This window comes from Telluria sp. BA11, from assembly GCF_056680305.1.
Genome location: NZ_CM155275.1, coordinates 4989841 through 5003074, shown reverse-complemented (window position 1 = coordinate 5003074; position 13234 = coordinate 4989841). Strand labels below are relative to the sequence as shown.

At 66.0% G+C, this 13234-nt stretch carries 9 protein-coding genes; 4 read left to right on the top strand and 5 right to left on the bottom strand.

Annotated features, from left to right (window positions below):
- The first annotated feature begins 72 nt into the window (after positions 1-72).
- Entirely contained in the window at positions 73-648 is a 576-nt protein-coding gene (locus AC1MGT_RS22125; RefSeq protein WP_499502124.1) for a helix-turn-helix domain-containing protein, read from the top strand.
- Positions 649-727: 79 nt separating this feature from the next.
- Here AC1MGT_RS22125 and AC1MGT_RS22120 read toward each other — a convergent pair whose 3' ends face one another.
- The 4 genes from AC1MGT_RS22120 to AC1MGT_RS22105 form a co-directional block, all read right to left on the bottom strand.
- Positions 728-2899 (bottom strand): prolyl oligopeptidase family serine peptidase, encoded by a 2172-nt coding sequence (locus AC1MGT_RS22120; protein ID WP_499502123.1) that lies wholly within the window; start codon positions 2897-2899, stop codon positions 728-730.
- Between the two features lie 93 nt (positions 2900-2992).
- The gene (locus tag AC1MGT_RS22115) at positions 2993-3640 is read right to left on the bottom strand and encodes a tetratricopeptide repeat protein (RefSeq protein WP_499502122.1); all 648 of its coding nucleotides are present in this window, start codon (positions 3638-3640) and stop codon (positions 2993-2995) included.
- 127 nt (positions 3641-3767) lie between these two features.
- The gene (locus AC1MGT_RS22110; RefSeq protein ID WP_499504350.1) at positions 3768-4427 is read right to left on the bottom strand and encodes a 3'-5' exonuclease; all 660 of its coding nucleotides are present in this window, start codon (positions 4425-4427) and stop codon (positions 3768-3770) included.
- A 39-nt stretch (positions 4428-4466) separates the two neighbouring features.
- Positions 4467-5732 carry an Hsp70 family protein gene (locus AC1MGT_RS22105; protein ID WP_499502121.1) on the bottom strand — a complete coding sequence of 422 codons (1266 nt, stop codon included), beginning with the start codon at positions 5730-5732 and terminating at the stop codon, positions 4467-4469.
- Between the two features lie 203 nt (positions 5733-5935).
- On the opposite strand from AC1MGT_RS22105, the gene AC1MGT_RS22100 reads away from it, so the two are divergent.
- From AC1MGT_RS22100 to cphA (AC1MGT_RS22090), 3 genes are read left to right on the top strand one after another with little or no spacing between them, the layout of a single operon-like run.
- Positions 5936-6847: an isoaspartyl peptidase/L-asparaginase gene (locus AC1MGT_RS22100; RefSeq protein WP_499502120.1), complete on the top strand. Its 912-nt coding sequence runs from the start codon at positions 5936-5938 to the stop codon at positions 6845-6847.
- A gap of 8 nt (positions 6848-6855) precedes the next feature.
- Positions 6856-7725: a cyanophycinase gene (locus AC1MGT_RS22095; protein WP_499502119.1), complete on the top strand. Its 870-nt coding sequence runs from the start codon at positions 6856-6858 to the stop codon at positions 7723-7725.
- Positions 7722-10310: a cyanophycin synthetase gene (cphA, locus tag AC1MGT_RS22090; RefSeq protein ID WP_499502118.1), complete on the top strand. Its 2589-nt coding sequence runs from the start codon at positions 7722-7724 to the stop codon at positions 10308-10310. Before AC1MGT_RS22095 ends, cphA (AC1MGT_RS22090) begins: the two co-directional genes overlap by 4 nt.
- A gap of 258 nt (positions 10311-10568) precedes the next feature.
- Here cphA (AC1MGT_RS22090) and cphA (AC1MGT_RS22085) read toward each other — a convergent pair whose 3' ends face one another.
- A complete protein-coding gene (gene cphA / locus AC1MGT_RS22085) occupies positions 10569-13202 on the bottom strand; it encodes a cyanophycin synthetase (protein ID WP_499502117.1) in 2634 nt (877 codons plus the stop codon).
- Positions 13203-13234: the final 32 nt, after the last annotated feature.

Here is a 13234-nt window from a genome sequence, read left to right as displayed (position 1 = left end):
AAGATTCAATATAGTGGATATTACCCTTGCCCAATCGACTTGGCAAGCCGGTCCTCAACACCTTATGCGGCAATGAATACTATTTCAACCAACAACGCGCCGCCCGAAGTCGGCGCCACACTGCAACGCCTGCGCCTGGCCCGTGGCCTGACGCTGGAAGACCTGTCGCGCATTGCCGGCGTATCGAAATCGATGCTGTCGCAGATCGAACGCGAAAAAGCCAACCCCACCATCGCCATCACCTGGCGCCTGGCCAATGCGCTTGGCGTGCAGATTGGCGAACTGCTGTCGTCCGAAGTGCGCCCGACGGAACTCATCCGGCTGGTGGACGCGCACGAAATCCCCACCCTGCCCGGCGCGCACGCCGGCTATTGCCTGCGCATCCTCGGCCCGATGGATTTGGCTGGCAAGTATGAATGGTATGAGCTGACCCTGGCGCCCGGTGGCGAACTGGCGTCGCAGGCGCATGATCCCGGCACGGGCGAACACCTGACGGTGATCACGGGGACCGTGGAACTGGAAGTGGGCAACGAGAAGAAAAAAGTGCGCCACGGCGCGACGGCGCGCTACCCGGCCGACCAGAATCATGTGATCCGCAATACGGGCAAGACCGAGGCCAAGGCGGTGCTGGTGGTCGTGCACCGGTAATAGAAGCACCAGACAGCGGCTGTACAAAACAACATGGCCGCCGGATCGCTCCGGCGGCCATGTTTGCATGTGCCCGGTATTACTTGGCGCCGGCGGCCGTCACGGCGGCGTCATTCATGTGCAGCTCGCGCGACAGGAAGCCCCAGCGGTCCGCGACTTCCTCGATCTGCTTGCTCGTCGGCTTGCCCGCACCGTGGCCCGCCTTGGTGTCGATGCGGATCAGGATCGGCGCGCTGCCGGCCTGCGCCGCCTGGGCAGCAGCGGCGTACTTGAAGCTGTGCGCCGGGACGACGCGGTCATCGTGGTCGGCCGTCGTCACCATCGTGGCCGGATAGCAGGTGCCGGCCTTCAGATTGTGCAGCGGCGAATACTTGACCAGCGCCTTGAATTCATCCGGGTTCTCGGACGAGCCGTAGTCCGAGGTCCAGGCCCAGCCGATCGTGAACTTGTGGAAGCGCAGCATGTCCATCACGCCCACCGACGGAATCGCCGCCGCGAACAGGTCCGGGCGCTGCGTCGTGGCGGCGCCGACCAGGAGGCCGCCGTTGCTGCCGCCGCCAATGGCCAGCTTCTGCGGCGACGTGACCTTGTTCTCCACCAGCCACTCGGCCGCGCCGATGAAGTCGTCGAACACGTTCTGCTTCTGCAGCTTGGTGCCGGCCTGGTGCCAGGCTTCGCCGTATTCGCCGCCACCGCGCAGATTGGCCACCACATACACGCCGCCCATTTCCATCCATGCCAGGTTGGCCGGCGAGAAGCCCGGCGTCAGCGAGATATTGAAGCCGCCATAGCCGTACAGGTAGGTCGGGTTCTGGCCGTTCATTTTCAGGCCCTTCTTCGACACGATGAACATCGGGACCCTGGTGCCGTCGCGGCTCGTGTAGAACTGCTGACGCGTTTCATAGTCGGCCGGATTGAACGCGACCTTCGGCTGGCGGAACACGGTGCTCTGGCCGGTGGCCATGTTCAGGCGGTAGATCGTGGTCGGGCTGGTGAAGCTGGTATAGGAATAGAAGGTCTCGGTGTCGCCACGCTTGCCCGACAGGCCGGCGACGGTGCCGATCCCCGGCAACGCGATCTCGCGCACCGGCTTGCCCTCGAGCGAGACCACGCGCACGACGCTGCGGGCATCCTTCAGGTACTCGAGTACCAGCTGGTTGTTGACGATGTCGGCGCCGGCCAGCGTGTCGGCGCTTTCGGCGACGACCTCTTTCCAGTTGGACTCCGCCGGTTTGCTGACGTCGATCGCGATGATGCGCTTCTTGGGCGCCTTGCGGTCGGTGCTGAAGTAGAACACGCTGCCGACGTTGTCGATGAAGTCGTAGCCGGCGTCGAAGTTGTCGATCAGGTCGACCACCTTCGCGTCAGGCTTCGACAAATCCTTGTACGACACGCGGTACTTTGGCGCCGTGCCCTTGGTGGTGGTGATGATCAGGTAACGGCCGTCATCGGTGGTCTGGCCGCCGAAGCCCCACTCCTTCTGGTCGGCGCGGTCATACACGAGCGTGTCGGCGCTTTGCGGGGTGCCGATGCGGTGGTAATACAGCTTCTGGAAGTAGTTGACGTCGGCCAACTTGGTCGCTTCCTTCGGCTCGTCGTAGCGGCTGTAGAAGAAGCCCTTGCCATCCTTGGTCCAGGCGGTGCTCGAGAACTTGACCCACTTGATGTGGTCGGGCAGGTCCTTGCCGGTCTCGATGTCACGCAGCTTGATCTCGTTCCAGTCCGAGCCCGACGCGGCGATGCTGTACGCCAGTAGCTTGCCGTCTGGGCTCACTTCGGTGCCGGCCAGGGCGACGGTACCGTCGGCGGCCAGCTTGTTCGGGTCGAGCAGCAGGCGCGGCTCGTCATTCAGGTTTTTCAACGTGTACAGGACCGCCTGGTTCTGCAGGCCATCGTTGCGCGTGTAGAAGTAGCGGCCGCCTTCCTTGCCCGGCACGCTGTAACGCTCGTAGTTCCACAACTGCGTCAGGCGCTGGCGGATCGCTTCGCGTTGCGGGATTGCGGCCAGGTAGGCCTGGGTCACCTTGTTCTGGGCGTCGACCCACATCTTCGTTTCGGCGCTGTTGGCGTCTTCGAGCCAGCGGTACGGATCGGCGACGACGGTGCCGTGGTAATTGTCCGTCTGGTCGACTTTCTTCGTTACCGGATAGGTCGGCCCGGTGCCTTTGGTGGAACAGCTTTGTGCGAGCGCTGGATTGGCGCTGAAGGTCGTGGCCAACACGGCGGCAAGCGTGGCAAGTTTCATGTGCATGTTGTTCTCGGTCTGTGAATGATGAGGTCGGCTTGTGGCCGCAGGGCATCATAGCGCGAAACGACAACAGTGCAAACCGCCCGCCGGCGGCCGCTACATCAGGCCAAGGGCGCGCCTGGCCACGGCATTGCCCGCGCCTGCCGCATGGCGGTACCAGTACAGGGCGCGCGCGCTGCTGGCCGTCACGCCCAGGCCCCGCGCGTACATATGCGCCAGCTGAACCTGCGCGGCCACGTGCCCCTGCAAAGCGGCCTTGCGGTACCACGCCATCGCCAGCGGATGGCTGACCGTCACGCCCAGCCCGTGCAGATAGCCGTGCGCCAGCTGCGCCTGTGCGCGCGCCATGCCCTGCTCGGCCGCCCGGTAGAACCAGCTCAATGCAGTGGGATGGGACAGGGTCACGCCGCGCCCCTTGCGGTACAGCAGGCCGAGATTGTATTGCGCCGAGCGATCGCCCTGCTGCGCTGCGCGGCGGAACCAGCGCGCAGCAAGAGCGTGGTCAGGCGGCACGCCCCGGCCGCTGTAGTGCAAGGCGCCGAGATGGTTCTGGGCATAGGCCAGGCCGTGGGAGGCGGCGCGCGCCAGCCAGGCGGCGGCCTGCACATCGTCGCGCTCGACGCCGTGCCCGCGCAGGTAAAGCTGGGCCAGGTTGAACTGGGCGTAGGGATTGCCTTGCCAGGCAGCGCGGTGGTACCAGGAGAACGTCGCGGCGCCGGCGCGGGCGGCATGGTCGGAGCTCATCCAGATCCTTTCGGCAAGTCGTGCGAACGGCCGCAAGCGCAGCCGATTCCATTGCCAAAAGTTTAAGTAGATCGGCGCTGCGCGGTTTGCGAGCGCACAATCAGGCGTCAGGCGAAATCAGCTGAGATCAGCCGCAATGCGCCTCGGCAGCCATCCGGCGTTCGCGCACGGTGGCCGCGTATTTTTCGAGAAATACCGGGATCTTGGCGGCAGCGACCTTGTTGATCGACACCAGCAGACTCGGCTCGACGCGATCGATGCCGCAGGTGCGCCCGAGATGCCGCGCAGCATGCAGCAGCACGTCGGCAGCGACCTGTGCGTCGGCCTCGGCCCGGTGGGCGGTACCGACGAATGGAATGCCGAGCTGACTCGACAGCTGGCCCAGCTTGTAGCTGACCAGGCCCGGGAACAGGCGCCGCGACAGTTTCAGCGAGCACACGAGGCCCACGTGCTGCGTCGTTCGGCCCAGGCGCGCACCTTCGGCCTTCAAGAATTTTTCGTCGAAGCTGGCGTTGTGCGCCGACAGGACGTCGCCGCCGATGAAGTCGAGCAGCTCTGGCACAACCTGGTGCGAAGGCGGCGCGCTGTCGACCATCTGCTGCGTGATGCCGGTCAGGGCCGTGATGAACGACGGCACGCGCACGCCGCAATTGACGAGCGAGACATAACGCTCGGTCACTTCGCCGCCGACGATGCGCAGCGCCGCCACTTCCGTGATGCGGTCGCCCATGTCGGGCGACAGGCCGGTGGTCTCGAAGTCGAGCATCACCAGCGGTCGGTCGTACATACTCATCCTTGCTCCTTTGTGTGCTGTTCCAGCGGGGTGTCAGCCGAACTTGCGCAGCGCATCGAGCGCCAGGCCGGTGCCGATGCTGCCGAACAGATCGCCCTCGACGCGGCGCGCATCCGGCACCATCGCACCAATCCGCGCGCGCAGCAAGCCCACGCCGCTCGAACCGCCCGTGAAAAAGACCGTATCGACATCGGCCGGCCTGACACCGGCATCGGCGAACAGCTTGCCGACGGTGGTGGCGACCTGCTCGACCAGCTGCGCAATCGCCGCTTCAAACTGCGCGCGCGCGATGTCCAGCGACTCGGGCGGCGACAGGCGATCGAGCTGCAGGTTGACCATGTCGGTGTCGGACAGCGCAATCTTGGCGCCTTCGACCTGCATTGCGAGCCAGTGACCGGCGCGGTCTTCGATCAGGTTCTGCAGGCGCGCGATGCGGGCCGGTTCGGCTGCGTCGCGTGCCAGGTCGGCCAGCTGCGTCACGCTCTTGCGCGTGTAGGCCTGGTTGATCGTGTGCCAGGTGGCCAGGTTGAAGTAGTAGCTCGACGGGATCTCGGCGCCCGAGCGCAGCTTGCTGCCGTAGCCGAGCAACGGCATGACGCTCGCCAGGCTCAGGTACTTGTCGAAATCGGTGCCGCCGATGTGCACGCCGCCATTGGCCAGGATGTCGTCGCGGCGGTCGGGCCGGCCGGCGCGCTCGGGTCCCAGGCGCACCAGCGAAAAGTCGGACGTACCGCCGCCGATGTCGGCGATCAGGACCAGTTCTTCGCGGTCGATGCGCGATTCGTAATCGAAGGCGGCGGCGATTGGCTCGTACTGGAAACCGATGTCGCGAAAACCGACCGAGCGCGCCACGTCGAGCAGCGTATCCTCGGCCAGCTGGTCGGCCTGGGCGTCGTCGTCGATGAAGAACACGGGGCGCCCGAACACCGCGCTCTGGAACGGCTGGCCGGCCTGTCTTTCGGCGCGGTGCTTGACCTCGCCGATGAACTGGGCCAGCAGCGAACGGAACGAGACCGAACGGCCCGCGACCTCGGTCTGGCCATCGATCAGGCTCGTGCCCAGCAGGCTTTTCAGCGAGCGCATCAGGCGGCCTTCATAGCCTTCGAGATATTCGGCAAGCGCAGCGCGGCCGTAGCTGACGCGGTCGTCGTCGGCGTTGAAGAACACCACCGACGGCAGCGTGGGCTTGCCGTCCTCGAGGGTCAACAGCGCCGTCGGGGCGGATTGCATCATGCCGGGCCGATACCAGCCGACCGTGGAATTTGACGTGCCGAAGTCAACGCCGCAAGCGTGCACCATAGGAACCTTTATCTTGAAGGGGCGGTATGGTAACAGATTCCGTCAAGTATCGCTCCCCCGCTTCCCGCTGTAAGCAAGCTCTTACAGGGAGGCGGCAGGCGTACCGATATGGCGTCATGGGTGAACACCGGATAATCGCCCGGCAATGCGCTGCCAGTGCTGCACGCTGGCCACGACAACAATAAAGCAGAAAGATTGACCGCATGAGCAATACCCCCCACGCTGGCGCTGTCGTTGTTCACGGCGGCGCCGGCACGTCGCGCGACCACGAAGACGGTTGCGTGCTCGCCGCGCGCCGCGCCCTGGCGCAACTGGAAATCAATGACGACGCACTCGACGCCGCCATCGGCGCCGTGACCACGATGGAAGACGATGGCCGCTTCAATGCCGGCAGCGGCTCGGTGCTGGGCCTGGATGGCGCCACAGTCGAAATGGACGCGGCAATCATGGACACGCGCGGCCGTCTTGGCGCCGTCGCCTGCGTGCAGTCGGTGAAGAACCCGGTGCGCCTGGCGCGTGCGGTGGCCGACACGCCGCACTGGCTGCTCGTGGGCGAAGGCGCCAGCCGCTTCGCACGCACGATCGGCATGCCGGACGCCGCCCCGGTGACGGAACGCCAGCGCACCGCGCACCGCAAGCTGCTGGCGCAACTGGCCGGCTCGATGCCGGTGATGCCGGGCCTCGATCGCGACCTGATCGAGCACTACTGGAATTACAATACCCCCATGCGCTTGCCCGAAGGCGTGGCGTGCGACACCGTCGGCGCTGTCGTACGGGGCGCCGATGGCCACTTTGCCGTGGCCTGTTCGAGCGGCGGCTCGGCGCCGGCCCTGCTGGGCCGCGTCGGCGATGCGCCGATCATCGGCAGTGGCTTTTTTGCCGGCCCGGAAGGCGCCGTCGCCGCCACCGGCATCGGTGAGCAGATCGTGCGCCATCTGCTGGCGCGCACCGTGTACGGCTGGATTGCCGATGGCATCCCGCTGGCGGACGCGCTGCAGCGCGGTGTGGCGTTGTTCACCCCGGACATCAAGGTCGGCCTGATTGCGGTGAGCCGCACGGATGCCGGCGCTTTCAGCAACAGCGATATGCCCACTTCGAAAATGGTACAACGATGAACCAGGAAATGAACGCACCGCGCAACGGCCACCTCGTCATCATTGGCGGCCATGAAGACCGCCAGCACGACATGCAGATCCTGTCGCGCTTTGTCGAACTGGCCGGCGGCATCGACGCCCGCATCGTCGTGATCACGGCCGCCAGCCAGATCGCCGACGAGATGTGGCACATCTACGATGATGCCTTCGGCGCACTGGGCGTGACCCGGCACAGCCACCTCGAAATCACGAGCCGCGACGACGCCAACGACGAGAACTTCGTGCGGCAGGTCGCCGAAGCCGATGGCATCTTCATGACGGGCGGCGACCAGAAACGCCTGCTCGCGCTGATCGGTGGCACGGCGCTGGACGCGGAAATGCACGCCGCACTGAAGGTGCGCGGCGCCACCATTGGCGGCACGAGCGCCGGTGCATCGGCGATGTCGGGCCACATGCTCGCGCAGGGCCGCACCGACCTGCTGCCCGAAAAAGGCTCGGTCAGCCTGGGCGCGGGTCTGGGCTTTTTGCACCGCGTCGTCGTCGACCAGCATTTCTCGGAGCGCCAGCGTTTGTCGCGCCTGTTGTCGATCGTCGCGCAGAACCCGTACCTGCAAGGCATTGGCATCGATGAAGACACGGCGCTCGTGATCGAGCGCGGCGTGGGCATCGAGGTGCTGGGCGAAGGCGCGGTGACCGTCGTCGACGGCCGCTCGATGAGCAGCAACGTCGCCGAGATCAAGGACCGGGCCATCCCGGAACTGATCGACGTGCGCCTGCACCTGCTCCCCGCTGGCGCCAAGTATTCACTGCCGATTGGCGATGAACAGGTGGGCAGGCGCATTCCGGCGTCGCTGCTGGACTTCCTGCAGATCGTCACGAAGCGCACGCCTCTTTCATGAAGGTCGTCGAAAAGCGCCTGCTGCGGGGCCCGAACCTGTATGCCGAGACGCCGTGCCTGATGGCGGTCGTCGACAATCTGAATACGAAGGGACGTGGCTTCGGTGCGCGCCTGCTGGCGCTGATGCCGGAGCTGCCAGCGGCGGCGGCCGTGCGGCTGTCTGACGACGCCCTGGCCATCGACGCGCTTGAACCCGTGATCATGGAACTGCAGCGCCTCGCGGGCGCCCCTGGCGTGCAAGGTGCGACGCTGGCGGTCACGGGGTACGAACAGCGCCGGCGCATCGTGTGCGGTTACGGCGTCGAGCAGGTCGCCAGCGAAGCGCTGCAGGTTGGCGTCAAGCTGCTGACCGCGCTGACGCGCGATGAAGCGTTCGATCTCGATGCCGCTGTGGCGGCGCTGCGCGAGATCGCAAGTGAGCATGCGATCGGCACCAGCACCGGCGCCGTGCTCGATGCGGCGCACCGGCGCGGCATTCCATCGCGCCGGCTGCTTGATGACGCCAACCTGTTCCAGCTGGGCTGGGGCAGCCGCCAGAAGCGCTTGCAGGCGACGATCACCGGCGCCACCAATTCGATCGCGGTGAGCATCGCCAGCGACAAGCACCTGACCAAGACCCTGCTCGCGCAGGCCGGACTACCGGTGCCGCGTGGCGAGGTCGTGACCACAAGCACGGCCGCCCAGCGCGTCGCACGCCGCCTGGGCTGCGCGGTGGTCGTCAAACCGCTGGACGCCAATCAGGGCAAGGGTGTGACGGTCGATTGCGCCACGCCGGACAGCGTCGAACGGGCCTTCGAGCACGCGCGCCTGCACGGTCGCCGCGTGATCGTCGAGCAGTACTTACGGGGACGCGACTACCGCGTGCTGGTCACTGGCGGCCGTATCGCCGCTGCCTCGTGGCGGCGCCCGCCTGGCGTGACGGGCGATGGCCACTCGACGATCCGCGAGCTGGTCGAACGCGAGAACAGCAATCCGGCACGGGGTGACGGGCACACGAATATCCTCACCAAGATTCCGCTCGATGCACTGGCCGTCGAGACACTGGCCAGCCAGGGTTACGAGCTCGATACGGTGCTCACGGCCGGCATCAGCGCCGACCTGCGGGGCAACGCCAACCTGTCCACCGGCGGCACCGCCGAAGACGTGACCGATCTGCTGCCGCAAGAAACGCGCGACATCTGCATCCGCGCTGCGCGCACCATTGGCCTGGACATCGCGGGTATCGACATCATCTGCGACGACATCGCCCTGCCCTTGCGCGATCAGCGCGGCGGCATCATCGAAGTCAATGCCGCGCCGGGGATCCGCATGCACCAGTACCCGAGCCGCGGCGCGCCGCGCGATGCGGGTGACGCCATCGCCCGGGCCCTGTTCGGCGACGACGATGGCCGCATTCCGGTGGTCGCGGTGACGGGCACCAACGGCAAGACCACCACCAGCCTGCTGATCGAGCACGTGGTGCGCCTGGCCGGACTGCGTACCGGCGTCACGACGACGAGCGGTGTCTACCTGGACGGGCAGCTGGCCTATGAAGGCGACTGCACCGGCTACCATTCGGCGCGCAGCATCCTGGGTTCGCCCGAGGTCGACTTCGCGGTGCTGGAAACGGCGCGCGGCGGCATCATCAAGCGCGGCCTTGCCTACGACCGCTGCGACGTGGCGGTGGTGCTGAATGTCTCGGCCGATCATCTGGGGCTCGATGGCATCGACACGATCGAGGATCTGGCCAGGGTGAAGGCGGTCGTGGCGGCCAGGGCGACGCGCGCGGTGGTGCTCAATGCCGAAGACGCGTATTGCGTGAAGATGGCGGACACGCTGGCTGACGGCGTCGAGATCATCTATTTTGCGCTGGACGCCGAAGACCCGGTCCTGGTGCCGCACATCGAACACGGTGGCCGCGGCGTGTACCTGCAGGATTCGACAATCGTGCTGGCCGGGGGCATGCGGCACGAAGCCTTGCTCGATGTGCGCGACATGCCCGTGTCGCTGGGCGGTCTTGCGCGCTACAACATCGCCAACGCGATGGCGGCAGCGGCAGCGTTGATGGCCAGCGGCTTCAGCAACCGCGACATCGCCGCCGGCTTGCGGGGTTTCGTCTCGGACAGCAAGCACAATCCGCTGCGCTCGAACCTGTACGATGTCGACGGCGTGACGGTGGTCGTCGACTACGCCCACAACTGCGCCGCCTACGCCGCGCTGGCCGAGATGGCGCGCGCCATGACGGCCGGCCGCCTGGTCGGTGTCGTAGCTGCACCAGGCGACCGCCGCGACGCCGACCTGATCGACATCGGCCGCACCTGCGCCGCCGGCTTCGACGAACTGGTCGTCTACGACAGCGAAGCACGCGGCCGCGCAAAGGGTGAATCCGCAAGACTCATCGCCCGCGGCGCCCAGCTGGCAAAGATTGCACCAGACCACCTGCAGATCGAGCACGACGTCCACTGCGCCATCCGCCTGGGCCTGGCACGCTGCGTGCCCGGCGACGTCCTCGTCTTCGGCTGCGGTTCATCGATCTCCGAACTCACGGAAGCCCTCCGCCCCACCCGTCCGGACCTGGCGAATAAAATCGAAGCCGCCGCAATCTGAGCCCCAACGACAAACGGCCCCAAAGGGCCGTTTTTTTACGCACCGTCATTGCTCCGAATCAATGACCCAATAATTCTACACTGACCCCAATTAATCATTGCAGCACAACTGTAACCAAAGAAAATGAACAATTAGGGTCAGTGTCGAATTGTTTGATAACTTTTCCAGATTGGGCGGACTCAATTAGCTGAGTCTGTTTAAATCCGGATCAATTGCTCAATAATTCTACTCTGACCCTAATTGTTCGGGATCTTGGGGTTAGGCTGTTTGGGCGGCGATCAGGGCGGCGCTTTCGGGGTCGGTTACGCGGATGGCGTCGATGAACACTTGCAGGGATGAGCCGCAGGCGAAGATCAGGACGTCGCCTGGGTTGCACAGGCTCAGGCCGAGGCGGATGGCGTTGCCGACGTCGAGCTCGCGGTGCAGCGTGTCGCTGATGCCCACCACTTCTTCGGCGCCGGACAGGATCAGGTCGACCGCTTCGCCGGGTTCGCGACCGCGGCTTTGCGATTCGTAGACCACCAGCTCGTCGAAACGCTCGCCGCAGACGCGGCCGACCTGTTCCAGGTCGGTGTCGCGGCGGTCGCCGGGCGCTGTCACGATGCCGATCAATTGACCAGGCAGCATGCCGCGCGCCATGTCGGCCATGGCGGCGTAGGCGGCCGGGTTGTGCGCGTAGTCGACGATGACCGTCACGCCGCGCACGTCGAACATGTTCGTGCGCAGTGGATTCGTGCGGCCGTTCGAGACGAACGTCGACAGGCCGGCGGCGATGTGCAGATGGTTGAAGTTGGCGGCCATCAGGCCGGCGGCGGCGGCCAGTGCATTGGCGATATTGAAGCGTGCCAGGCCGCCGAACGAGATCGGCATGCTTTCCACCCGCAACAGCGCTTGCTGGCTGTGGCCGTCAGCCAGCACCACCGCGCCATCCTGCAGATACGCGCCGCGGCCGCCATCTTCCAGGTGCTTGAGCATCACCGGGCTTTCCGGATCCATCGAGAAGAACAGCACTTCGGCGCCCGGCTTGACGCGGCGCGCCATCTGCACGCACAGCGCATCTTCAGCATTGAGCACGACGGCTTTCGAGGCCGACTGCGCCACCACCGCTTTCACCTGCGCCAGATCTTCGATCGTGTCGACGCCATCCAGGCCGAGGTGGTCGGCGGCGATGTTCAGCACGATCGCCACGTCGCAGCGATCGAACGCGAGACCGCGCTTGAGGATGCCGCCACGCGCCGTTTCCAGCACTGCGACCTCGACTTCCGGTGCACCCAGCACTGTGCGCGCCGACCAGTAGCCGGTGCAGTCGCCCTTGACGACCTGTTTGCCGTCGATGAAGACGCCCTCGGTCGTCGTCACGCCCGTCACCTTGCCTGCCATGCGCGCCGCGTGGGCCACCAGCAAGGTGGTGGTGGTCTTGCCGTTGGTGCCGGTCAGCGCGATGACGGGAATGCGCCCGTCGGTATTGCCCATCAAGCCTTCGACGATGGCGTCGCCCGCATCGCGCGGTTCGCCCGCGCTCGGATACTGGTGCATGCGAATGCCCGGCGCGGCGTTGACTTCGATGACGGCGCCCCGCTGCGCTGCGAGCGGCTGCGCGATGTCCTGGCAGACAATGTCGATGCCGGCGACGTCCAGGCCGATCTTGGCGGCGGCCCGCACGCACAGCAGGCGCGTCGATTCCGGCAACTGGTCGGTCACGTCTTCGGCGGTGCCGCCGGTCGACAGGTTCGCATTGCCGCGCAGTTCGGCGGTGACGCCCACCGGCAGCACGCTGTCCACGTCGAAGCCCTGGCGCGCCAGCATGTCGTTGGCGTGCTCGTCGAGCGTGATGCGGGTCAGGATGGTCGCGTGGCCCGCGCCACGCGCCGGGTTCGCGTTTTCGATCTCGACCAGCTGGCGCACCGTCAGGTTGCCGTCGCCGACGACGTGCGCCGGGCGGCGGCATGAGGCGGCCGCTACGCGCCCGCAGGCCACGAGCACGCGGTAATCGCGCCTTTCGACATGGCGTTCGACGATCACGCGCCGGCCGAAGCCACGGGCAAACTCGAATGCCAGCGCCACGTCTTCCGGCGTCGCGCAGGCGACCGTGACACCCTTGCCCTGGTTGCCGTCGAGCGGCTTGAGCGTGACTGGCACCGCCAGGCGCCGCGCCACGCGCTGCGCTGCTTCCACGGTGGTGACGACATCGCCCTCGGGCACCGGCACGCCGGCTTCCTTCAACAACGCTTTCGTCAACTGCTTGTCGCTGGCGATCTTCACGGCAATGAAGCTGGTCTCGCCCGTGGTCGTCGCTTGCAGACGCTTTTGCCGCACGCCCCAGCCGAGCAGGAACAGGTTCGCTTCTTCGGTGATGCGCTGGGTCGGAATGCCCCGCTCGTGCGCCGCCGCCAACACGGCCGCCGTGCTGGTGCCGATCACATAGCGCCCGGCGATACCGCCCAGTTCTTCCAGGCGCGGTTCGAGCGCAAACGCTTCACCGCGTGCCAGCGCCGTGACCAGGTCAACGGCCAGATCGAATGCCGGCTCGGCCAGCTTTTCGCAGGTGTACGCGACGACCACGCGGAACTGGCCCGGATGACCATTCACCGGGCGCGTACGGCCAAAGGTAGCGGGTGCGCCGGCCAGTGACTGCAACTCGAGGGCGACGGTTTCGATCACCCGGCCCAGGTACGTGCCAGCTGCCAGGCGCTGCGCAAAACCGCCAGGGGCGCCGTCGGACAGGCGCTCACCGCGCAGTGCCGGCAGCAGGCCCAGCAGCGCATCGTTGAAGCCAGGGATATCCCGCGTCGAGAGGCCGTACAGGTCTTCCAGATCGACGACGGACAGCAGGCAGGGGGAATCGGCGTGGACGTTCGGTCCGCGCAGAAAGCGTTGTTCCAGGATTTGCACGTTGGTGTTCCCTTGTTATGGTGTTGATGAAG

Coding starts and splice junctions, on each gene's coding strand:
- cphA (WP_499502118.1), top strand. CDS start 7,722: ATGAAGGTCGTCGAAAAGCGCCTGCTGCGGGGCCCGAACCTGTATGCC.
- AC1MGT_RS22125 (WP_499502124.1), top strand. CDS start 73: ATGAATACTATTTCAACCAACAACGCGCCGCCCGAAGTCGGCGCCACA.
- AC1MGT_RS22120 (WP_499502123.1), bottom strand. CDS start 2,899: ATGCACATGAAACTTGCCACGCTTGCCGCCGTGTTGGCCACGACCTTC.
- AC1MGT_RS22100 (WP_499502120.1), top strand. CDS start 5,936: ATGAGCAATACCCCCCACGCTGGCGCTGTCGTTGTTCACGGCGGCGCC.
- AC1MGT_RS22095 (WP_499502119.1), top strand. CDS start 6,856: ATGAACGCACCGCGCAACGGCCACCTCGTCATCATTGGCGGCCATGAA.
- AC1MGT_RS22115 (WP_499502122.1), bottom strand. CDS start 3,640: ATGAGCTCCGACCATGCCGCCCGCGCCGGCGCCGCGACGTTCTCCTGG.
- AC1MGT_RS22105 (WP_499502121.1), bottom strand. CDS start 5,732: ATGGTGCACGCTTGCGGCGTTGACTTCGGCACGTCAAATTCCACGGTC.
- AC1MGT_RS22110 (WP_499504350.1), bottom strand. CDS start 4,427: ATGTACGACCGACCGCTGGTGATGCTCGACTTCGAGACCACCGGCCTG.